13 protein-coding genes and 1 tRNA gene are annotated in these 22,636 nt (G+C 74.9%); 7 read left to right on the plus strand and 7 right to left on the minus strand.

Going from position 1 to position 22,636, the window contains the following annotated elements; translation table 11 throughout:
- Positions 1-125: 125 nt before the first annotated feature.
- The 3 genes from ACF09E_RS08505 to ACF09E_RS08515 form a co-directional block, all read right to left on the minus strand.
- The gene (locus tag ACF09E_RS08505; RefSeq protein WP_392204459.1) at positions 126-4,964 is read right to left on the minus strand and encodes a hypothetical protein; all 4,839 of its coding nucleotides are present in this window, start codon (positions 4,962-4,964) and stop codon (positions 126-128) included.
- A 48-nt stretch (positions 4,965-5,012) separates the two neighbouring features.
- On the minus strand, positions 5,013-7,325 hold the full coding sequence (locus ACF09E_RS08510; protein ID WP_392204460.1) for a hypothetical protein: 2,313 nt from the start codon (positions 7,323-7,325) through the stop codon (positions 5,013-5,015).
- A gap of 3 nt (positions 7,326-7,328) precedes the next feature.
- Positions 7,329-7,400: transfer RNA gene (locus ACF09E_RS08515), tRNA-Pro, on the minus strand.
- A gap of 277 nt (positions 7,401-7,677) precedes the next feature.
- Between ACF09E_RS08515 and ACF09E_RS08520 the strand changes: the two genes are divergently transcribed.
- Positions 7,678-8,703 (plus strand): LacI family DNA-binding transcriptional regulator, encoded by a 1,026-nt coding sequence (locus tag ACF09E_RS08520; protein ID WP_392204461.1) that lies wholly within the window; start codon positions 7,678-7,680, stop codon positions 8,701-8,703.
- 94 nt (positions 8,704-8,797) lie between these two features.
- Here the strand turns inward: ACF09E_RS08520 and ACF09E_RS08525 are convergent, their stop codons facing one another.
- On the minus strand, positions 8,798-11,575 hold the full coding sequence (locus ACF09E_RS08525) for a glycosyl hydrolase (RefSeq protein WP_392204462.1): 2,778 nt from the start codon (positions 11,573-11,575) through the stop codon (positions 8,798-8,800).
- 332 nt (positions 11,576-11,907) lie between these two features.
- Between ACF09E_RS08525 and ACF09E_RS08530 the strand changes: the two genes are divergently transcribed.
- Genes ACF09E_RS08530 through ACF09E_RS08545 form a run of 4 tightly spaced genes read left to right on the plus strand, consistent with a single transcriptional unit; the run spans position 11,908 to position 16,618 of the window.
- Positions 11,908-13,227, plus strand: a complete 1,320-nt coding sequence (locus tag ACF09E_RS08530) for an extracellular solute-binding protein (RefSeq protein ID WP_361850944.1) — start codon at positions 11,908-11,910, stop codon at positions 13,225-13,227.
- Positions 13,228-13,283: 56 nt separating this feature from the next.
- Positions 13,284-14,249, plus strand: a complete 966-nt coding sequence (locus ACF09E_RS08535; protein WP_392204463.1) for a carbohydrate ABC transporter permease — start codon at positions 13,284-13,286, stop codon at positions 14,247-14,249.
- Positions 14,246-15,157: a carbohydrate ABC transporter permease gene (locus ACF09E_RS08540; protein WP_392204464.1), complete on the plus strand. Its 912-nt coding sequence runs from the start codon at positions 14,246-14,248 to the stop codon at positions 15,155-15,157. The genes ACF09E_RS08535 and ACF09E_RS08540 overlap by 4 nt, the downstream gene beginning before the upstream one ends.
- A 57-nt stretch (positions 15,158-15,214) precedes the next feature.
- Positions 15,215-16,618 (plus strand): GH1 family beta-glucosidase, encoded by a 1,404-nt coding sequence (locus ACF09E_RS08545; RefSeq protein WP_392204465.1) that lies wholly within the window; start codon positions 15,215-15,217, stop codon positions 16,616-16,618.
- A 57-nt stretch (positions 16,619-16,675) separates the two neighbouring features.
- On the opposite strand, the gene ACF09E_RS08550 is transcribed toward ACF09E_RS08545, so the two are convergent.
- From ACF09E_RS08550 to ACF09E_RS08560, 3 genes are all read right to left on the minus strand, one after another.
- A complete protein-coding gene (locus ACF09E_RS08550; protein WP_392204466.1) occupies positions 16,676-17,383 on the minus strand; it encodes a hypothetical protein in 708 nt (235 codons plus the stop codon).
- Between the two features lie 160 nt (positions 17,384-17,543).
- Positions 17,544-18,914: a carbohydrate-binding protein gene (locus tag ACF09E_RS08555; RefSeq protein WP_392204467.1), complete on the minus strand. Its 1,371-nt coding sequence runs from the start codon at positions 18,912-18,914 to the stop codon at positions 17,544-17,546.
- Positions 18,915-19,017: 103 nt separating this feature from the next.
- A complete protein-coding gene (locus ACF09E_RS08560) occupies positions 19,018-19,980 on the minus strand; it encodes a LysR family transcriptional regulator (protein ID WP_392204468.1) in 963 nt (320 codons plus the stop codon).
- A gap of 230 nt (positions 19,981-20,210) precedes the next feature.
- Here ACF09E_RS08560 and ACF09E_RS08565 point away from each other — a divergent pair, with 230 nt between their 5' ends.
- Entirely contained in the window at positions 20,211-20,876 is a 666-nt protein-coding gene (locus ACF09E_RS08565) for a GPP34 family phosphoprotein (RefSeq protein WP_392204469.1), read from the plus strand.
- Between the two features lie 285 nt (positions 20,877-21,161).
- A complete protein-coding gene (locus ACF09E_RS08570) occupies positions 21,162-22,499 on the plus strand; it encodes a hypothetical protein (protein WP_392204470.1) in 1,338 nt (445 codons plus the stop codon).
- Positions 22,500-22,636: the final 137 nt, after the last annotated feature.

Below are 22,636 nucleotides of genomic sequence, written 5' to 3' on the forward strand. Positions count from 1 at the left end.
TTCCGGGGCCGGTCCCGGCTCTGCATCCAGCCGGGCGGGGACCCGGCCGAACGGGATGTCGCCAGGACCGCGGCGGGTCCCGTCGAGGAAGCAGGCCTGGTCGCAGCCGTGCCGCGGGGCACGGTTCAGGCCCGCCGCTCCCACGCCTCCTCGAACATCTCGTGCAGGGGGGCCACCGGCAGCAGCCGCTCGAACGGCGAGAGGACCCGGCCGCCCAGCCACGGCCTGGCCCGGAGGGACGCCAGCTTCGCCTTCTCCAGGGGCAGGTGCGGCGCCTTCAGGTCGCTCCACTCGCCGGGCAGGAACAGGGTGCGGCCGGCGCGCGGCCGCTTGGCCTCGACGACCGCGCCGGTGGCGAGGAGCTCGGCCCGGACCTCCGTGTGCCGCTTGGCCGTCCAGCCGTTCCACCGGCGGACGTTCCGGTCGGTGGGCGCGGCCAGTGTCGCGAGCTGGAGGTACAGGCCGGCCGCGGCCGCCCCGGTGCCCAGCTCCTCGGCCACCCGCGCGACCAGCTCCGGGCAGGACTGCCGGGGGTCCGCCTCGTACGCGCCGTCCGGTACGGCCCCGGATCCGGCCCTCCGCATGATCCGCTCCAGGCCGCCGCCGGCGAGCAGCGGTTCCAGCCGGTCCAGGGGGCCGGTGAGCTCGGTGACCTCGCGGACCCGCCGCCACGCCTCGGGCTCGGCGACCGCGGCGGGCCGCAGGGCGGCGTCTCCTCGGGGAGCGCACACCACCAGGGCGCCGGAGTCGTACGCCGTCATGTCCGGCGTCCCCGCCCGCTCCGTGCGGAGTGCCAGGGACACCGGCAGGGTCGCGGGCCCGAACCGCTCGGCGATGCCCTCCGGCGTGTCCTCGACCGTCGCGTCGGGAAGCGCCACGAGGAGCTCCGGCCGGGACAGTTCGGCCCGCAGCCGCTCGTACAGGGCCGTCGCGCCCGCGACCGCCGGGTCGCCGACGGGGCGGTCGGTCCACGCCCAGACCAGGGCGGTCGCGATCCGCTGGACGGCGAGGCCGACCGGGGTGCCGTAGGGCAGCTCGGGTCCGGCCGGGGGCAGGGCCCTGACCTCCACGCCGAGGCCGTACCGGGGTGCCGCGAGTTCCCAGCCGGCCGCGGGCACGGTGGTGTCCTCGGCCGCCTCGTAGCCCCCGGCGAGGCGTCGGGCCCACACCTCGGAGAGGCCGAGCTCGGCCTCCAGGGCGTCGGCGGCCTCGTCGTCCACGGCGGGCAGGGTGCCCATCCGCTCCCGCCACACGCCCGCCATGCGCTCCACGGCCGCCTCGACGCCGCCGGGCCGCCACAGCTCGGCCGGGTCCCGGGGCAGCGCCGCCGCCAGCACGGCCCTGCGGCCCTCGCCGCCGAGTCGGGCCCGGAGCCTCCGGTACGACTCGGCCGTCATCGGACTGGCCTTGTACGGGGACTTGCGGGCGAGGGCGAGGTCCTCGTCCCGGTCGGCCCGGCCGACGAGGCCGGCGACCACGAGCCGGGCCACGGGCCTGCGTACGCCGGTCAGTTCGGCGAACCGCGCGGCGGCGGACTCCGGCACGGGCAGCGGTCCGTGCGCGTCGACCGCCGCGACGAGGGCCCGCAGGCGGGCCGCGTCGTCCCGCTCGATCGTGACGAGCCGGGACTCGGGGATCCCGTCCGGCGCGGGGGCGCCCTCCGTCGCGCCGTCGGCGGGGGCGACGAACCAGCAGGCCTCCCCCGCGTCCCAGCGCGCCGCGGACGCCACGGCCGTACCGCCCTCGCGCAGCGCGTCGAGCGCCGCGGGCCCGGGCGTGCGGCCGACCCGCCACCGGCTGCCCTCGCGGGCGAAGGGCTGGTCGGCCCAGGTCTCCAGGAGGGCGCGCAGGGCGGTCCGGTCGGTCTCCGGGGTGGGTGCGACGGCCGCGCGCCAGGCGACGGCGTCGATCGCGCCGAGGAGTTGCGACCAGTCGTGCGGGAGGGCCGGCGGGGACAGCCGCCGGACCTCCTCCACGATCGTCCCGGCCAGGCAGGCGCCGTCGGCGGCGAGGGCGCTGAGGGTCGCGGACCGGGCGACGTCCCGGCTCCGCCGCCGGCTGTCGTCCCGGCCGTCGACGAGGAGTCCGGACAGCGCGGGCAACAGCTCGGTGTCGGGCACCTGGCTGCTCGGCAGGACGGGCGGTGCCTCGGCGAGCAGGGTGACGCGCCGGTGCAGGGCGCGGCGGCGCTCCTCCACGCGGGCGGCCCGGCCGGCCACGGCGACGACGGCCTCGGCCAGGAACGGGTCGGTGATCCGGGGCAGTTCGCGTGCCACGGCGGCGCGCGCCGCCCCGGTGCCGTCGAGGGCGGCGGCGAGCAGGGCGTCGGCCGTGCCGCGCCCGAGGGCGCGGAGCGCGGCGGAGCCCGCCGGGTCCCGGGTCCGCAGCAGGTACCAGAAGGCGGGCGGCAGGGCCGTACCCAGGGAGACCGTGGCCGTCCGCCGCGGGCTCACCCGCGGATGGGCGGGCGAGTGGTGGCCGTCGAGCTCCCACAGCAGGACGCCGTCGGCGGCGTAGGCGCGCACTCCGGTGCGGGTGCGGGACTCGGCGAGGACGACGTCCTCCACGGCGCCCTCCGGCGCGGCCCAGAGTCCCCACGGCTCCTGTCCCGGCCGGTCGATGTCGAAGCGGGCCGTGCGGCCGTCGATGCTCTCCACGCGGTAGTGGTCCGGCGCGTGGTCGCGGTGGCGGGTCCGGAACAGGATCCGGGTGCCGACGAGTCCGTCGCGGCTGCCCAGCGGGGAGTCGGTCAGCCCGGCGGGCAGCGGGGCGAGGTGCAGCGCCTCGTGGGCCAGGGTCATGTCGGCCTCGGAGGGCTCCAGGGCCGGATCGGTGCTCGCGGGGCGGCCGGGGAAGTCGGGCAGCGGGGTCGCGCCCCGCGGCTCGCCGGTGACCGGGTCGACGAGCTCCCACGGGCGCCGTCCGTAGACCGCGTTGGTCCAGATCCGGGTGCCGTCGCCCATCTGCAGCTCGTCGCGGTCGATCCCCTCGGTGCCGCCGGGACGGGTCACCCGGAGGCCGCCGTGCCGGCCGCCTCCGTCGGCGGTCTCGAACTGGAAGCCGTACGCCCCGTCGAGGCTCCCGCCGAAGGCGACCAGGCCGCCCGACTCCTCGGGGATGAAGCGCTCCTCCGGGCGGTCGGCCCAGAAGGCGGTGTGGCCGGACGCGGTGCTCCAGCTGACGAGGAACGAACCGCCGGCGTAGTGGACGGCGAACGAGTTCGCGTCGTCCGGAACCGTGAAGCGGCACGACCCGCGGACCCCGTCCGGTGCGACCGCGACGGCGCGGTCGCGCCCGAACACCGTCAGCACGGGCCAGGTGCAGGTCACTCCGGCCACGCCGGGCAGGCCGACGGACTCCTGACCGCCGTCCGCCCCCACGGACCCCGTCGGGGCGGACGGACCGGCGGCGTCCGCCGGACCGTCGGCGTCGGCGTCGGCGTCGGCATCGGCATCGGCATCGGCATCGGCGTCGGCGTCGGCGTCGGCCGCGAACTCCTCGTACACGGCCTCCAGCTCCGGCCAGGCCAGTTCCTCGGGGAGTCCGGCCGCGAGGGAGCGCCGCAGCGCGCAGCCGGCGGAGGCCTCGGCGAGGACGTCGCCGATCCCGCCGAGCGCCGTCACCGTCGGCCGGTCGAGCAGGGTCTCCAGCTCGGCGACCGCCTCCTCCGCTCCTGCCATGCCGCCGCCCCCGACGGCGTCGACCAGCCTGCCGACCCGTACGGCCACCCCCTGCGCGATGCCCTCGTTCCCGGGGAGCAGGGTGACGGCCGATCCGGGCTTGCGGGCGGGCGCACCCCACCAGTCGGGCATGAGGCGCGCGTGCACGGTCCCTTCGAGGCGGGGGCCGAAGGCGGGGTCGGCGGCGAGGGCGGTGAGGTCGCGCCGGGACTCCTCTCCCCAGAAGTGCAGCCGGACCGCGGGGCCGGGGTCGACGACGGTGGCCCCGGCGGCCAGGAACGCGTCCAGGACGTCGGCGTCGAAGCCCTGGTAGTGGTGGCGGGTGGTGTGCAGGGTCACCGCCTCCCCGGCGGCTCGCAGGCGCGGCCCGAGCCGGCCCACCAGGTCGAGGAACTCGGTCGGGAGCCGGCGGCGCGCGACTCCGCCGCTAGACGCGCGCGTGAACTGGTACATGTGGACGAAGTGCCCGACCCAGCGGTGGAGTCCGCCCTCCGGCACGAGTCGTCCGGCCTCCATCGCCCCGGTCGCGCCGCAGCCGACGAGGACCCGCAGCCAGGCCCCGCCGTCGACGGCTCCCTCGGGGAAGACCTCCAGGAGCCCGGCGACGGTCCCGTCCGCCGGCGGATGCGCCGTCAGAACCGGTTCCGCGCCCGCGAGCAGGGCGTCCGGCACGGACTTGCCCCGGGTGACCGCGAGGATCTCCGTCACCACGCGCGCGACCTCCTCGTCCCCGTGCCCGGCGGCCTTCGCGGAGGCACGGACCCGGCGGACGAGGTCGGCGGGGAGGTCGGCCCGGGAACCGGCCCAGGCGGTCAGGAACGCGCCGAGCGCGGCGTGCGCCCCGGCGGGTTCGAGGGAGTCGGCCAGGAACCGCTGATGGGCTCCGAACTCCTTGGCGGGCATGGCCCCGCCCCGCGCGAACAGCAACCCGTTGGCGCGGCGGTAGGCGGCATCGACGACCAGGCCGTGCTCGGCCTCGGCGGCTCGCGCGGCCACGTAGGCCCGGCCGCCGGGGCGCGCCCCGTAGCCGATCAGCCGGTGCCCGACGGTGTCCCAGAACCACGGCAGATGGGCGGCCGGCAACCGCCGCGCCCACCGCGCCATGGCATCGACGAACGCGCCGGGCTTCGTCCAGGACCGGTTGAGCTCGTTCCCCATCGCCTGGCCGAGCTCCCGGGCCGCCGCCACGGCGCCCGGGTCGTGGACGGCGACCCAGTCGGTGTACGTGGTCGAGAGGTGGGTGCTCCCCGGGGCGGGCAGCAGGGCTTCGAGCGAGGCGATCATGACGGGATCGTCGCACGCGCCACTGACAGGCCGGAACCGGCGGGGTGTTCAGCCCCGGGGCCCGGCCGGCCCGCCGGTCAGCCAGTGCGCTTCCGTGGCACTCCAGCCGGTCAGCCTGCGGGCCCGGCCGTCGTCCGCCGTCCCGTCCTCGCCGAAGGCACCGCCGTCGGCGACGAGTCGGAGGCCCGCCAGGGCCGGCGCGAGCCGGGCCGCCACGGGCGCGGGGAGGCGCGCCGACGCCTCCTCCGCCCAGGCGATCGTGTCGGACGCGGCCGCCGCCTCGCAGAGGGACAGATGGAACAGCATCTGCCGCCAGGCGTAGGCGGCGTCCTTGACCGTGCCGAGCGGGCGGGGCTCGCGCTGCGCACGCTCGGTGAGCCGGCCCACCGTGACGAGGCAGCGCCGGGCGAGGGCGGGCCAGCCGGCGGCGGGTGCGATGCCGACCCGGTGGACCAGGGTGGCGAGGTTGTGCGTCGTCAGGATCTGGGCCTGCTCGATCACCGTGCCGTTCTCCCGGGGGCTGCCGGAGTGCGGCGCTCCCGCCCGCGCCCGGCACAGCCCGGCGAAGTCCGGCGCGGGCCTCGACGGGTTCCGCCCCGGTGCCGGCCGGGCCTGGGCGAGGGCCCGGACGGCGGTGTAGTCGATGCCGTAGTACCGCTCGTACAGCGAAGCGCCGCCGAGGAGTTCCCCGGCCACCTCCGCGGCGGCCTGGAACTTCGGGCTGAACCCGCCCGTGAAGATGTCCGCGGCGAGTTCCTCGACCAGCGGGGCGTCGAGGTCGGTCCGCCGGGCGAGCACGGCGAGTTCCCGGACCAGCGGGTTGGGGAGCAGGGTGGCGGGGAAGCCGTCGACGGCGACCTCGGCGAGCCGGCGCAGCGTGGTGTGCGCGGAGGCACGCACGCGCGTGTCGGCCGTCCGGTGCGGCGCCACCGCGCTCACCCAGGGCACTTCCTCGTGTCTGACCTGCCCCTCCCGGTGGAGCAGCAGGAGCGAGCGGCGGTTGCGGAACGCGCGGTAGTGCGCGGCGGACAGCGCGCGCAGCGGCGCGTCCCGGTAGGCCGCGGCGGTCTCGGCGGCGACGAGCTGGGGCACGAGCTCGGCCATCACCTCGGCCGAGGGCACCACGCCGGCCCGGACCAGGGTGGCGAGCGGTGCGCTCCGCGCGGATTCGACCGCGCGGCGGACGGCGGCCGGGACGGCCGTCCCGGCGGGGAGTCCCGAGCCGCGCTCCTCGGCCTCGGTGACCGGGGCGACGAGCGCGGTCACGTCGGCGGCGCCGGTGTCCTGCGGGAGGCCGGACAGCCGGTGGGCGACGAGGTGGGCGATGTCCCGGTGGGAGGGCAGGGCGGCCATGGCCGCCTGGGCGCTCCGGACCGCCGTGTGCCGGTCCGAGCCGGGCAGGCCCCGCTTGCGGACCATCGAGGCGACCGCGTGCCGCAGGAGTCCGAGCCGGCGCGCGTCGAGGGGGCGTCCGGCCGCGGTCTCCTCCAGGGCTCCGCGCAGGATCCCGGGGTTGCCCTTGGGATCCCGGTGGCGGCCGCACAGGGTGTGCTCCCGGGCCAGCCGCCGGTAGCGGTCGAGGAGGGCGGCACCGCGCTCGTGCCATCCGCCGCCGGGTGCGCGGTCGAGCACGCGGTGGTCGGGGCCGGCCGTCTCCAGCCAGTGCGCGAGGAGTTCGTCCTCGAACGGCCGCCAGACGGCGTGGGCCTCGCGCTGGGTCTCGACGGCGCGGCTCGGACGGCGCGCCGCCAGCGCGGCTCCGACCTCGCCGACGGTCCGCCGGTGCACGGCGTCGGTGTCGGGGGCGGGCGAGGCCGTCGGGCGCGGGGTGAACCGCAGGACGGCGGCGAACGGACGGATCTCCCGGACGAGTCCGAGGGCGGCCTCGGACTCCCCGGCCCGGACGAGCCAGGCCACGGTGAGGAGCGCGGCCTCCTCGGGGACGGTCACCTCGTAGCAGGTGCTGTCGAGGAGGTCCCACAGGTCCGCGAGTCCCTCCTCGGTGAGGGCGTGGGCGAAGAGGGCTCCCCTGTCCTCCGGTACGCCGGCCCTGCGGGCCGCCTCGGTCTCGTACGGCAGGAGGGGGCCGGCGGCGCGTGCCCCGCCCGTGGCGAAGCCCCCGTGGAGCACCTCGGGGGTCACCCAGGCGGGCAGGCCGCGGACCGGTGTCCGGGAGCCGATGCGGAGGGTTCCCGCGGCCATGCCCCCGAGCACGCGGCGCCAGTCGGCGGCTCGTTCTCCGGCACGCGCGCGCGTGGCGGGGTCCGTGTGGTGGAGCGCGGTGACGAAGGCACGGGCCAGCCGGCCCTCCGCGTAGGAGCGCGACACGGTCTGCGGCTGCTTGTCAGCGTGAGAGTCCATAAGCCGACGTGGCGGGTTCCGCCCCCGCGCCCTCCGGGTCCCGAGCCCGGCGCTCTGCTGCTGAGCTACACGTCGTAGGGCCCCGACGCTAGCCAGCCCGCGGCGACGGCGGCAACGGGGTTTACGCGGGCGGAGCGGCACCGCGGGGCCGGCCGGTGCCGGGCCGGGAGTCGTCCGGCGCCGCGGAGGCCGGGCGGGGAGTCGTGGGGGCCGGCCGGTGCCGGGCCGGGGATCGCGGCGATCGTTCTGGGAGCGCTCTCAGCGGGTGGGGTGTACAGATATCCTGGTCCGTACGGGAACGCACACCGCACACGGACACCCGCCCCGCCCACGCAGTCGAGGAGCGCACGCCTTGCCCGAGCAGACCACGGGGCCCCGCCCCACGCTGGAAGCCGTCGCCGCTCGCGCCGGCGTGTCCCGCGCGACGGCCTCGCGGGTCGTCAACGGGGGCGCGGGGGTGCGGCCCCCGCTGGTCGAGAAGGTGCGCAGGGCCGTCGACGAGCTCGGTTACGTGCCCAACCACGCGGCCCGGACACTGGTCACCCGGCGCAACGGCGCCGTGGCGGTGATCATCGCGGAGCCCGAGTTCCGGATCTTCTCGGACCCGTTCTTCGAGCAGCAGGTCCGCGGCATCAGCAGGGAACTCACCGCGCACGACGCGCAGCTGGTGCTGCTGTGGGTGGAGGGGCCGGGCGACCACGACCGGATCGCCCGCTATCTCGGCGGCGGGCACGTGGACGGCGCGCTGGCGTTCTCGCTGCACAACGACGACGCGCTGCCGGCCGTCATCGACCGGACCCGGATCCCGGTGGTCTACGGCGGGCGCCCCGGTCCCGGCACGAGTCCGACCGTGCCGTTCGTCGACTGCGACAACCGGGGCGGCGCCCGTGAGGCGGTGCGGCACCTGGTGGCACTGGGCCGGCGGACGATCGCGCACATCTCGGGTCCGGACGACCAGACGTCCGCGCTGGACCGGCTCCAGGGGTACCGGGACGTGCTGGTCGACGCGGATCCCGCCCTGCTGAGCAGGGGCGACTTCACCGAGGAGAGCGGCGCCCGCGCGATGGCGGAGCTGCTGGACCGTCGGCCCGACGTGGACGCGGTGTTCGTGGCCAACGACCTGATGGCCTCGGGGGCGTTGCTGACCCTACGGGAGCGCGGCGTGCGGGTCCCTGAGGACGTGGCGGTCGTCGGCTTCGACGACATGGTCTCGGTGGTGCGGAGGACCTCGCCGTCCCTGTCGACGGTGCACCAGGACATCGAGGACATGGGCCGGCTGATGGTGAAGCTGTTGATGCGGCTGCTGGACGGGACCGGTCCCGGAGTGCCCGCGTCCGTCGTCACGCCGACCTCGCTCGTGCTCCGCGACTCTGCCTGAGGCGGGGACGCGGCGGGCGGCGGGAGGACGCGGGACGGCGGGCCGGGTGAGGAGGAACCCGGCCCGCCGCTCCGCTCCCCGGAGGGCCGGACGGTCAGGAGAAGGGGATGACCACCACCGATCGGTCCGTGCCCGTCTGGACGCGCGAGTCGCCGTTGCCGATCGCGCTCCAGACCTCCAGGCGCACCGTGCCGCCGGTCAGGTTGCCGAGGGTTCCGGTGGCGGACTTGAGACCGCGGGCCTGGGAGTACTCCTCCCAGCCGGTCACCGGGTCGGTCGCGAAGTAGTGGTAGGTCTCGGTGCGTTCGAAGGTGCCGTCACCGGTGAGGTCATAGCTGATCCGGGCCTGCTGGCCCAGTCCGACGGCCGTCCCGGCGTCGAGCTGGAGGCGGAAGGAGGTGGTGCCGCCGGCCTTCAGCGTGCCGTTGACGCCCCTGGCCTCGTAGACGACCGGACGGCTGGGCGTGCCGTCGTGGTTGCCGCCCTGTGCCGAGAGGACGGTGTCGCTGCCCGCCGCGGCGCCCGGGGCCGTGGTGAGCGTGCCGCCCGTACGGAGCTGGAAGGTGTCGCCGGTGGAGGGCTCCGGGTCCGGGTCGGGGTCGGTGCCTCCGGTTCCCGTGCCGCTGGCGGTGGAACGCGCGGGCACAGACAGGGACTTGCCGTCGGAGAAGGTGACGGTGCGGGCGGTGGCGCCGTGGTTGTGGGCCACGTACGTCCGCGCGGTGCCCTTGGTGAAGACGGCGGAGGTGGGGATGGATCCGGTGATCGTGGCGTCGGGGGCGCCGAGGGTGTCCAGCGTGGTCAGCCAGTGGTAGGTGTGGGCCTTGGACTCGCCCGCCTCCGGGGTGTAGCCGGCGTTGCCCGCGTCCCACTTCGCCTTGGCCGCGGCCGGGTCGGCGAAGGACTGGAACTCCCAGAGGATGTCGCGCCATTCGACGGCGGGTCCGGGGTTCTCCCGTTCCATCTCGGCGATGTTGCGGCGGACGGCGTCCTTGTGTCCGCCGAGGTGCAGTGAACCACCGGTCACGGGGAGGACGTTGATGCCGTGGATCTCCTCGGGGTTGGCGGTCCACCAGGTGGCGTAGGCGGCTCCGCTGCCCCAGACCATGCCGGCCGTGTCGTGCTGGAAGGCGCCGGGGAAGACCTGCTGGTCGGCGTCGAACCAGTACTGGGCGATGGCCTCGCCCTCGGTGGTGAGCAGGTACGTGCCGAGGTCGCGGAGCTGGGTGTTGCCGGTCGCCGATCCCCACAGGACGAGGGCGGCGCTGAGGTTGGTCGACTCGGAGGACGACTCCTGGTTGTTGCCGGCGGCGAAGCCCTGGTGCCCGCTGGCCCAGCTGTGCCCGGCGTAGACGTCGAAGCCGCGCAGGAACGGGAAGGCAGTGTCGGTGCGGCTGGGGTTGGCGGTGTCGCGGACCAGCGTCTTCACCATGGCGCCCCAGGCCGAGTCGGCGGCCCAGGCCGCGTCGTACTGGGCGACGATCGCGGCGGCGTACACGTAGTAGCCGTAGTGGAAGTGGTGGTCGTTGAGTTCGGTGTCGCTGCCGTAGGAGGCCGGGTAGCCGGTCAGGGTCTTCCAGGCGGTGTCGTACGAGAACTCGCTGGCCCCGCCGGCCGTGAACCACTCCTGGAGCCGGCCCTTGATCTGGCCGAGGATCTTGTCGCGTATCGCGGTCTCGCCTATCTGGTCGGCGAGCGGGACGAGTTGGGCCAGCTTGCCGAGGGCCTTGCCGGTCCAGTAGGTGTCCACGGCCCCGGAGAACGGGTCGGCGGAGTTCGCGACCTCGTTCAGGTGGCCGCGCAGCCGGGCGCTGTCGACCCCCGCGCCGCCCGGAAGTGCGGGCAGGGTGGCGGCCGCCTTCTGGCTGGTGGTGAAGGACGCCGACTCGCGGACCTTCATCGTGCCGCGGGGCGAGACGTAGGTGTAGGGGGTGAGCGGGTCGGTGGTGTTCAGCCACTGGTGGCGGTAGAGGGCCTGGAGGGTGCCGCGCTCGGTGCCCTCCTTCGCCTCGGTGGTGAGGGCGTAGGTGGCGCGGACGGTGCCGGCGTCGTAGCTCCAGCTGACGGTGGATCCGGTGACGAAGCTGAAGGCGTACTTGCGGTAGGTGGCGAGGGCGTCGGTGGAGGGCAGGACGGCGACGGAGAAGTAGTCCTTGCCGCCGAGCCCGGCGGTGATGGTGGAGCCGGAGACGTTCCAGTCGGTGCCGGTGGGCGAGAAGAGGGCGTAGTGGTGGCCCGCGACGGTGATGCCGAGGACGTTGCCCTGGTCGGCGAAGACGGTGGGCGCGGTGGCGGTGGTGATGCGGGCGTCGCCGCCGCTGCCCTTGGCGTACACGAAGGGCATGCCGTGGCCGATGGTGGTGCGCAGGGTGCGGGCGCCGTCGGACCAGTAGGGGGTGACGGTCCAGTCGGACCAGGCGTCGGCCTTGGTGTCGGGCGAGTTGAGCCCGGTGAGGCCGAGGGTGAGGTCGGCCTTGTGGGCGAACTCGTACTGCCGTCCGTCGCCGACGATGGCGGGGCTGGTCGGGTAGCCCAGCTGGAGGCCGCCGGCGACGGCCTGGTAGGTCAGCGGGTGGCCGTACATGGGTGTGGAGTACGGGTTGTCGCCGTAGCGCTGGAAGGCGAGGGAGGACCACCAGTCGTTGGTGGGGACCGGCTTGCCCTGGGCGGCGGCGGTGACCTTGGGGGTGACCGGTGCGCCGGTGTTGGTGGTGGGGCCGGAGGTTCCGGCGGGGCGGGTGTCGGAGTAGCTTCCGGCGCCCGTGGGGACGGTGGCCGCGGCGGCGGGGGCGGCCGCCGGGCCGAGTCCCAGGGCGGCGAGGGCGGAGACCAGGACCAGCGCGGCGGCCGGCCTTGTGCGGGGGGCAGGCATGTACGGCACCTCGTGTCGTCGTGACGGGTGGGGCACGGCGGGGGTGGTTCGGGTGGGGAGGGACGCGCGGGGAGAGGGAGCGCGGAAGAGCGCCGGTTCGCGGTGGACGCCGGCGGCGAACGCCGCGAGAGAGCGCTCTCAAGACGCCGGAAACGTAAAACCGCCGAAACACGTGTGTCAAGAGATTGAACACAGGCCGGACTTGAGGGCTCTTCCCGTCCGTTACGCCTTCGAGCCTTGACGGATGGGCTCCGCCCCAGGCACGCTCCCCCCGCACGCTTGAGAGCGCTCTCAGTCGCTCTCGCTCGTTCCGGAGCCAAGGGAGGCTTCCCATGCCCATCGCCCGAGCCGCCGTCACGACCACCGCCGGGAGAACCGCCGTCCGCCTGGGGGCGGTCGTCCTCGCCGGGGCCCTGCTCGCCGCCTGCGGAGGTACGTCGGACGACGCGTCCACCGACGGGGCGGGGGGCGAGGTCACCATCACCGTCGACCTGTTCGGCTCCTTCGGATACAAAGAGGCCGGGCTGTACGCCGAGTACGAGAAGCTCCACCCGGGCGTCACCATCAAGCAGACGGACACCGAGGACGAGGCCGACTACTGGAAGTCCCTCCAGACGCGGCTCGCGGGCGGAGCCGGCCTCGCCGACGTGCAGGGCATCGAGGTGGGCCGGATCGCCTCCGTCACCCAGCAGCAGGCGGAGCGGTTCGAGGACCTGAGGAAGTACGGCGCGGACTCCCTCAAGGACCAGTTCGCCCCGGCGAAGTGGGCCGCCGCCGGCGGGAAGAACGGCGAGGTCCTCGGCCTCGGCACCGACGTCGGCCCCGAGGCCATGTGCTACCGCAGCGACCTCTTCGCGAAGGCCGGCCTCCCCACCGACCGCGCGGAGCTCGCCGAGAAGTGGTCCACCTGGGACGGCTACCTCGCCCTCGGGAAGCAGTACAAGGCGAAGGCCCCCGGCAAGAGCGCCTGGCTCGACAGCGTCGGCAGCCTCTACTCCATCATGATCGGCCAGGAGAAGGAGCGGTACTACGACGCCTCCGGCAAGCTCATCTGGGAGGACAACCCCGCGCTGCGCACCGCCTGGGACCACTCCGTGCAGGCCGCCCAGGACGGGCTGAGCGCCAAGCTCGACCAGTGGTCCCCGCAGTGGAACCAGGCCTTCGCCGCCGGTTCCTTCGCCACCATCCCCTGCCCCGCCTGGATGCTCGGCTACATCAAGGGACAGGCCGGTGAGGCCGGCAAGGGCAAGTGGGACGTGGCCACCCTGCCCGGCGGCGCCGGGAACTGGGGCGGCTCCTACCTGGCGGTGCCGAAGGCCGCCAAGCACAAGAAGGAGGCGTACGAGCTGATCAAGTGGCTCACCGCCCCCGAGCAGCAGACCCGCCTCTTCGAGAAGCAGGGCAACTTCCCCTCCGCCACCGGCGCGATCGAGAAGGTCGCCGGCGCGAAGGACCCCTTCTTCTCCGACGCCCCCATCGGCCAGATCTTCGGTGACGCGGCCAAGGCGGCCCCGGTCCAGGTGCTCGGCGTGCACGACCAGAACATCGCGCAGCAGATCACGAACGCGCTGAGCGAGGTCGAGCGGAAGGGGACCTCGCCCGACAAGGCCTGGTCGAACGCGAAGAAGGGCGTCGCGAACACCGTCGGCTGACCTCCGCCGGACCCCCGTCGTCCCCCGCCTCCTCCCCTCCTCCGAAGGGCCGCGCCGTGACCCTCACCGCATCCGAGACGCCGGCCCCGCCGAAGCCGGCCCCGCCGCCCGCGCGGCGGGGGTCCGCCCGGCGGGCCTGGCAGCAGTTCTCGCCGTACGCCTACCTCGCCCCGTTCTTCACCCTGTTCGTCGCCTTCGGCCTCTTCCCGCTCCTCTACACCGCCTTCGTCTCGCTCTACCGGGTGGAGCTCCAGACCCCCGGCGACATGGAGTGGCGCGGCCTCGGCAACTACACCGCCCTCTTCACCGACGAGTACTTCTGGCTCTCGCTCCGCAACACCTTCACCATCGGCGTGCTCTCCACCGTGCCGCAGCTGGTCATGGCCCTCGGGCTCGCGCACCTGCTGAACTACAGGATGCGCGGGCGCACCTTCCTGCGGACCGCGGTCCTCCTGCCGTACGCGACGTCGGTGGCCGCGGCCACGCTCGTCTTCGCCCAGCTCTTCGGCCGGGACTTCGGTCTGATCAACTACGCCCTGGGCCTGGTCGGCATCGACCCCGTGGACTGGCAGAACGGCACCGTCGCCTCCCAGATCGCCGTGTCGACGGTCGTCATCTGGCGCTGGACGGGCTACAACGCGCTGATCTACCTGGCCGGCATGCAGTCCATCCCCCACGAGCTGTACGAGGCCGCGGCGATGGACGGGGCCTCGCGCTGGCGCCAGTTCTTCCACGTGACCCTGCCGGGCCTGCGGCCCACGATCCTGTTCACCGTCATCGTCTCCACCATCGGCGCGACCCAGCTGTTCGGCGAGCCGCTGCTCCTGGAGGGGTCGATCTCGGGCGGCATCTCGCACCAGTACCAGACGCTCGGCCTGTACATGTACGAGCAGGGCTGGGGCTTCTTCCACCTCGGCCGGGCCGCCGCCATCGCCTGGGTGATGTTCCTGCTCATCGTGGTGCTCGTCGGGGTCAACGCCCTGATCGCGCGCCGCCGTTCCCGCAAGGAGGCCGGCCGATGACCGCGCCCGGTGCCACCGTGACCCGAGGCCCCGCCGCGGCCGCGGCCCCGCCCGTTCCCCCCGCGCCCCGAGGGCCCTCCCGGGCCGGCCGCACCCTGCACGCGGGACCGCTCGCCTACGGGATCCTCGTCGTCGCCGTCCTGTTCTCGGCCTTCCCCTTCTACTGGACGATCGTCGCCGCGAGCCGTTCCAACGCCGACCTGGCGAAGGTCCCCCCGACCTTGCTGCCGGGCCCGAACCTGATGCGCAACTTCGAGGCGGTCCTCGAAGAGGCGGACATCGGCAAGGCCCTGCTCAACTCCCTGATCGTGTCCGGTTCGATCACCCTCGGCACCGTGCTGTGCTGCACGCTCGCCGGCTTCGCCTTCGCCAAGCTCCGCTTCCGGGGCCGCGGCGCGCTCCTGGCCGTCACCGTCGGCACCATGATGATCCCGCCGCAGCTAGGGGTGATCCCGCTCTTCATGCTGATCGCCGAACTGGGCTGGGTGAACCAGCTCCAGGCCGTCATCCTGCCCGGCCTGGTGTCCGCCTTCGGCGTGTTCTTCATGCGCCAGTACCTGGTGCAGTCGCTCCCCGACGAGCTGATCGAGGCGGCGCGGGTCGACGGCGCCTCCACCGCCCGGATCTTCTGGTCCATCGTGGTGCCGATCGCCCGGCCGGGCATGGCCGTCCTGGGCCTGCTGACCTTCATGGCCGCCTGGAACGACTTCTTCTGGCCGGTCGTCGCCCTCACCTCCTCGGAGCCCACGGTCCAGGTCGCCCTGCGCCAGCTCGGCGGCGGCTACGTCCACGACCAGTCCGTGATCATGGCGGGCACGCTGCTCGGCACCCTGCCGGTGCTGCTGGTCTTCGGCCTGCTGGGCCGGCAGATCGTCGGCGGCATCATGCAGGGCGCCGTCAAGGGCTGACCTCCCCCGCCCCCGCCTCCCCTTTCCCGACCTCTCACCCCAGGGAGCTCCCACCCCATGACCGCGCTCGACGCCCGTACCGACACGACGACCGCCCTCCGCTTCCCCGAGGGCTTCCGCTGGGGCACCGCCACGGCCGCCTACCAGATCGAGGGGGCGGCGGGCGAGGACGGCCGCACCCCCTCCATCTGGGACACCTTCAGCCGGACGCCCGGCAAGGTGCGCAACGGCGACACCGGCGACATCGCCGCCGACCACTACCACCGGGTCGACGAGGACGTGGAGCTGATGCGGCGGCTCGGCGTCACCGACTACCGCTTCTCGATCGGCTGGCCCCGGGTCCAGCCCACCGGACGCGGCCCCGCGGTGCGCAAGGGCCTGGACTTCTACCGGCGGCTCGTCGACCGCCTCCTCGACGCCGGGATCCGCCCGGTGGCCACGCTCTACCACTGGGACCTGCCCCAGGAGCTGGAGGACGCCGGCGGCTGGCCGCAGCGCGACACCGCGTACCGGTTCGCCGAGTACGCGGGCATCATGGCGGACGCCCTCGGCGACCGGGTGGCGACCTGGACGACGCTGAACGAGCCCTGGTGCGCGGCGTTCCTCGGCTACGGCAACGGGGTGCACGCCCCGGGCCGCACCAGCGCCCTCGCCTCGCTGCGCGCCGCCCACCACCTGAACCTGGCGCACGGGCTCGCGGCCCGCACCCTGCGCGGCTCGCTGCCCGGTGCGGCCGAGGTGTCGCTGACCCTCAACCTGCACGCGGTGCGGCCCTGTTCGCAGGCGCCGGAGGACCTGGACGCGGCGCGCCGGATCGACGCGGTCGGCAACCGCGTCTTCCTCGACCCCGTGTTCCACGGGCGCCTCCCGGAGGACCTGGTCCGCGACACGGCATCGGTCACGGACTGGTCGTTCGTCCAGGACGGCGACCTGGCGGCGGCCAACGCGCCAATCGACTCGCTCGGCATCAACTACTACTCGCCCTCGGTCGTCGGGGCGGGCGGCTCCGAGTCGCCCTCGCCGTGGGCGGGCGCGGAGCGGCACGTCCGCTTCGAGCCGGCGCCCGGGCCGCGCACGGCGATGGACTGGCCGGTGGACGCGAGCGGACTCCACGAGCTGCTGATCCGGCTGCGGGACGAGCTGCCGGGCGTCCCCCTGGTGATCACCGAGAACGGTGCGGCGTACGACGACTACGCCGATCCCTCGGGCCGGGTGAAGGACCCCGAGCGGGTGTCCTACCTCCACGAGCACCTGGCGGCGGTGCACCGCGCGCTGGCGGACGGGGCGGACGTCCGGGGGTACTTCCTGTGGTCGCTCCTGGACAACTTCGAGTGGGCGTACGGCTACAGCAAGCGGTTCGGGATCGTGCACGTGGACTTCGCGACGCAGCGGCGGACGCTGAAGGACAGCGCCCGCTGGTACGCCGAGGTCATCGCGCGCGGGGGCCTGGCCGAGGCGTGAAGCTCCCGCGCCCCGGGCCTGGTCCGGGCCCGGGGCGCGGGTCCGGTCGCCCGTGGGTCAGGTCCGGAGCGCGCCGGCCACGAAGGCCCGGGTCCACGGGACGGCCGAGTCGATGGGGACGTACCGGTCGTCCGCCGGGAAGAAGTCGACGACCCCCGCGGCCCCGTAGTTCGCCCAGAAGCAGGTGGTCATGGGGAAGGTGTCGGTGACGTTCTGCCGGCACTTGACGACGAGGGCGCTGTCCGTGAAGGTCCTGGCCTCGCCGGTGAAGTCGCGGCCGTCGCTCGTCGCGTTGTCGGTGGACGCGGCGAAGATCCGGTTCAGCGCGGCGGCGGGGTCCGCCACCTTCTCGTACAGATGGCTCCTGGCCGTGAACATGGGTGCCGAGGCCGACATCGTTCCCTTGCGGAGGATGTTCCTCGGGCTGCCGAAACAGGAGATCTCGTCGGCGACGTCGTTGCTGTCGCCCTCGATCTCCTTGAGGTCGTCGTCGCCGCTGACGCGCATGTCGAGACCGCTCCCGTAGTGGATGCCTCCGTCGCCCTCGTCGCAGACGAGGCCTTCCAACTGCGGGACGACGATGGCCGTGTAGCGGGTGCCGGGGTCGGCGGCGAGGCGTCCCGCCGGGGGCCGTGCCGCCGTCCCCTCGGGTCCGGTGACGCCGGGGGCGCCCGGCGGGCCTCCGGCGTCCGCCCCGCAGCCCGCCAGCGCCATCACCGCGGACCCCAGGACGACCGAGACCGCGACTGTCCGAACCCTGCCCATGTGCCGACTCCCCCGCGCTTCGCACGTGCCGCTCCGAGGGCGGCGCTCCGTATCGATCATGAATGACGATCAAGATCGCGGTGATCCTACGGGGAACGCGAGGGGGCGCCGCGACACCCCCCTCGGGTCCGCGGCACCCCCGGTCACTGTCCGGCCAGGGTCACAGGCGCTGCCAGAGCGCCGGGACGTTCGGGGGCTGCCAGCCCGCCTGGGCCTGGTGGCCCTGGAGGCAGCGGTAGCTCGCGCCGCCGTAGGTGACCGTGTCACCGGCGGCGTACACCTTCCCGGCCGCCCAGGTGCCGCCCGGCTCCGGCTCGCCCGGGCCGGGGCCGGGGTCGGTGCCGGTGGTCTTCAGGGTGAGGCCGTAGTTCTGGAGCAGCGGGTTCAGCGGCTGGAAGAAGGTGGTGCCGCCGCTGGAGCAGTTCCCGGAGCCGCCGGACGTGACGCCCTGGGCCTGGCTGCCGGAGATGTACGAGCCGCCGGAGTCGCCGGGCTCGGCGCAGACCGTGGTGCGGGTGACCCCGGAGATGGTGCCCTCCGGGTAGGTGACGCTCGTGTTGTGCTGCTGCACGGTGCCGCAGTGCCAGCCGGTCGTCGAGCCGGAGCGGCAGACGGACGAGCCGACGGGCTGCAGGACGGAGCCGGTCACCTGGACGTTGGCGCCGCCGGAGCCCTTGACGTACGGGGTGGAGGTCCAGTTGGTGTTGGCGGCGACCCAGGCCATGTCGTTCCCGGGGAAGGTCGAGGCCTGGAAGCTGCCCTGGGCGACCTGGTTGAAGCCGCTGGTGGTGGTGCCGGCGCGGCCGCAGTGGCCAGCGGTGGCGAAGCCCTGGGTGGTGCCCCGGGTCACGGCGAAGCCGACCGAGCAGCGCCCGCCGCCCCCCATGTAGTAGGCGTCGCCGCCACGGATGTCGTAGAGCGGGCGGGGCGCCTCGGCGGTGCGGACGACGCGGACCAGCTCGCTCGGGACCCCGGTGGACCGTATGAGGCGCGCTCCGGCTCCCGCCCGGGTCTCCTCGACGACGAGGACGTTGGCCCGGACGTCGACGTAGCGGACCGGTGCGTCGGCGCCGGCGGAGCGGTCGAGGCGCTGCCTGGCGCCTTCCAGCGCGGTCAGACTGTGCGTCACGACCCGGGCCCGGGCCCCGGTGGCGCGGATGGCGGCGGCGTCGGCGGCGCGGGTGGTGGCCACGGTCAGGGTGGCGGCCTCGGCGCCGTCCACCCAGGCGCCGGCGAAGGCGCCGCCGATGCCAAGGCGGAGCCGGGCCGCGGTGGCCCCGGCCTCGGCCTCGTTGGCGAGGCGGGTGACGGCCTGCGAGCGGGTGAGTCCCAGGTCGCGCCGCATGGCGTCGAGCAGTTCCGGCTGCGCGGAGTCGGCGCCCAGGGTCTGGGCGGCGGTTCTGGCGGTCGGGGCGCGGTGCGGGTCGTGGCCGTCCGGGGCCGCGGCGGCGGTCCCGGCCTGGAGCCCGGCCAGTGCCAAGCCGGCGGCGGCGAGGGCGGTACACGCCGTGCGGGCGTGTCGTCGGAGCATGGGGAGTCTCCTCGGTTCTCGGATCCGGGATCGTGGATCACCGGTCGCGGATCGCGGTGGGGGATCTGCTGGAACCGTAGGAATCGCGACGGGGGTACGGGAGCTACCGGTCGGCCCCTGCCACGGCGTTATGCCCGGGGTCGGCGCCGGTGTGCCGCCGTCCGGCGCTGGTCGCCAGCGCCTCGGCGTGGGCGGCCCGGGTGTGGTCGAGGACGGCGCCGGCCCGGGCGGCGGCGCGGCCCTCGGGGTGCCAGCCGAGGAGGTGGCGCCAGAGGAGCGGGGTGCCGGCGAGGGGGCGGGTGACGAGGCCCGGGGTGACGGGGAAGGTGGCCCGGCAGAGTCCGACGGCCCGGCCGACCTGCACCAGGTGCACGCAGGACGCGGTATCCGTCTCGTACACGCACGCCGGGGTGAACCCGGCCCGTACGCAGGCGGCCGCGAAGCAGTCGCCGAAGCAGCCGTCGCCGGGCACGTCGGTCCAGGCCTCGGCGGCCAGTTCGGCCAGGTCGATCTCGGCGCGCGGGGCCAGCGGGTGGTCGGCGGCCAGCATCACGTACACCGGGTCGCGGGCGACCTCCGTCCACGCCAGCCGTCCCGCCTCGGGCGGCCCGCTCTCGCCGCAGACCCCGACGAGGGCGAAGTCGAGGCGGCCGTCGGCGACGCCGCCGGCGATCTCACGCTCCGACCAGGAGATGTACGTGGTCACCGGGGCCCCGGGGTCCTCGCGGGCAATCCGGTCGACCAGGCCGCCGAGCAGTGGCCCGTGGGTGCCGCCGAGCCGGTAGCCCTCCGCGCCGCCGCGGGCGAACCGCACTGCCTCCTCCTGGAGTTCGCAGACCGCGGGGAGCACCACGCGGGCCCGTTCGAGGACCAGGTCGCCCAGGGCGGTGGTCCGCACCCCCTCCCGGCCACGCTCGAACAAAGCTCCGCCCAGGGCCCGTTCGATCCGCTTGAGCTGTGCGCTGAGCGCCGGCTGCGCGAGTCCGAGCGCGGTCGCGGCGCGCGTGAGGCTCCCCGCGTCGGCGATGGCCCGGATCGTCTTGAGGTGCCTCAGCTCCAAGTCCATAGCGAGAGCTTGACGCCCCGGCCCGCTGCGGTCCAGACCAACGACCGGACGCGATTCCCCGGCACTCCGGGATCGGCGCAGGTCACGGCGGGCGCCGGGCCGTCGCCGGGAACCGGCCGGGGGGCTCCGCTCGTCCTGAGGTGCGAAGGGTGCCGGGGGCGTTCGATCGCCGCGCGGCGCCGCACGGGCGCTCATGCGGACGGCCGCATGCGGAGGACGAGGGGTACGGGGTGGCGGTCACGCTCGCGGAGGAGATCATGCTGCTGTCCCTGGACGACGTGTCCGGGGTGGCGAAGGAACGGCAGACGGCCGCGTGGGCGGTCGCGGGCGGCATCCTGCTGGATCTCGTGCTGGCGGGGCGCGTGGCGGTCGACGACGGCCGGCTGCGGGTGACGGACGCGACGCCCACCGAGGTGCCGCTGCTCGACGAGCGGCTGCGGCGGCTCGACGCGTGGTGCGCGAAGAGGAGCAGGGCCCCGAAGGTCACCGAGTGGCTGACGAAGGACCACGGCAAGGCGGTCAGGGCGACGGTCGGGAGCCTCCGCAAGCGCGGCCTCGTGCGCGAGGAGCGGCAGCGGGTCATGGGGCTCTTCCCCGTGGCCCGCTACCCGGAGGCGGACGGCTCCGTCGAGCGCGAGCTGCGGGCCAGGCTGCACACGGTCCTCGCCGCCGGCCCGACCCACAGCGCCCGCACCACGGGGCTCCTCGCCCTGGTCCACGGCGCCCGGCTGCACCGCCTCGCCTTCCCCGACCTGCCCCGCAAGGAGGTCGCGGCCCGGCTGGAGGAGCTCACGGCCGGTCAGTGGGCGGCGGAGGGCGTGCGCCGGGCGATCCGGGACATGCAGGCGGCGATGCTCGCGGTCACCGCGGCGACGGTGGTGACGGTCACCAGCTGAGCGCGGAGGGGCCGGGGGGCGAGCGCGTGTCCGGAGGGGACCGGGCGGGCCCCACGGCCCGCCGCCCCGGTCTGGCCTGGTCCGCCCTGGCCCGCCTTGGCCCGCTTTGGTCCGCCCCCATCCGCCCTGGCTCGCCTTGGTCGGCCCCGGTCCTCCACCACTGTCCCTGCGGCCGCTCACGCATCACTCACGTTCCGCCGACGCGGGGGCGCGTGGGGGCCGCACGGTAGTCTGCTCGCCTTTCCGAGCACGTACCCGATGCCGTCAGGGAAGCGAGCGCCGCCGATGACCGATCTGAGCCGGATACACGTCGAGCAGTGCCTGGGCGGGGACCGCGGGCTCGCCGAGGCCGTGGAGCGGGCCGCGCTGCCGCCGGCCTTCGAGGAGGCGTGGCGCGCGCACCTGCTGCCCCGGCCCTGGTTCGTGCGGGCCGGCGAGACGGCCGCGTTCGCCCGGGACCTGGAGGGGCTGTTCGAGCTGCTCGTGTCCCTGCCGCGGCGGCTCTTCGACGGGGATCTCGACCGGTACGCGGCGGAGGTGGGGATCCATCCCGCGCTCGCGGTGCTGCTGCGCCGGGGCGGCTCCGGCGTCCCGGCCCGGTTCGGGCGGGCCGACGCCTATCACGACGGCACGTCGTACCGGCTCCTGGAGTTCAACCTCGGCAGCGAGGTCGGCGGGCTCGACATGGCGGTGTTCAACCGAGGGCTGCTGCGGGTGCCCGCGTTCGCGGACTTCGCCCGCGCGCACCGGCTCGACCACGTGGACATCGCGGCCCGGACGGCGGCCGTGCTGCGCGACCGCGCCCGCCCGGCGCTGTCCGGGGGCGCGGACCCGGTGGTGGGGCTGATCGAGGGCCGCGGCGGGGTCGGCCCGTACGGCAGGCTGATGCGGGCCACGGTCGAGGCGATGGCCGAGCAGGGCATCGACGTGCGGATCGGCGAGATCGACCGGGTGCGGACCGGTGCCGACGGCAAGCTGACCCTGGACGGCACCCCGCTCGACCTGGTCCTGCGGAACTTCGCTGCGAGCCAGCTGCTGGACGACCCAGCGGGGCCCGATGTCGCCGAGCCGTTCTTCCGTGCCGACCGGGCCGGCCGGACGGTCCTGTTCACCTCGCTGGAGAGCGGCTTCTACTCGAACAAGAGCGCGCTCGCGCTGCTGACCGATCCGCGCTGGAGCGGCGCGTTCGACGCCGGGGAGCGGGCGCTCGTCGACCGGGTCCTGCCGTGGAGCCGGTCGCTGCACGCCGCGGTTCCGGCCGAGTTGCTCGATCTCTGCCGGGAGCGGCGCGAGCGGCTGATCCTCAAGCCGGGGGCCGGGTACGGCGGGCTGGACACGTTCGTCGGCTGGGAGTGCGCGGAGGCGGAGTGGGACAAGGCGCTGCGGACGGCCGTCGAGCGCGGCGGCCACGTGGCGCAGGAACGGGTCGTACCGCGTGCCGAGCCGGTGTACGACCCGGCGACCGGCGAGGTCGACGACTGGATCGCGGCGCTCGGCGTCTTCCTCACCGACGACGGGTACGCGGGCACGCACGCGCGTGCCAACCGCGCCGACGGGGGTGCGATCGTCGGGATGAGCAGCAACCCGGACACCCGGATGGTGGGGGTGTTCTCCCACCCGTGAGGCGGCGGGGTGGGGGGGGGCCGGGGGGGGCGCCCCCCCCCCCCCCCCCCCCCCGAGCGTGCGGTCGAAGGACCGGTGCGACACGGCCTCCTCCCAGGCCTCCATGTAGCGGGTCCCGGTGAAGATGCCGAACACCC

Origin of the sequence: Streptomyces sp. NPDC014891 (assembly GCF_043081085.1) — a bacterium.
In the GTDB taxonomy this organism is placed as follows: domain Bacteria; phylum Actinomycetota; class Actinomycetes; order Streptomycetales; family Streptomycetaceae; genus Streptomyces.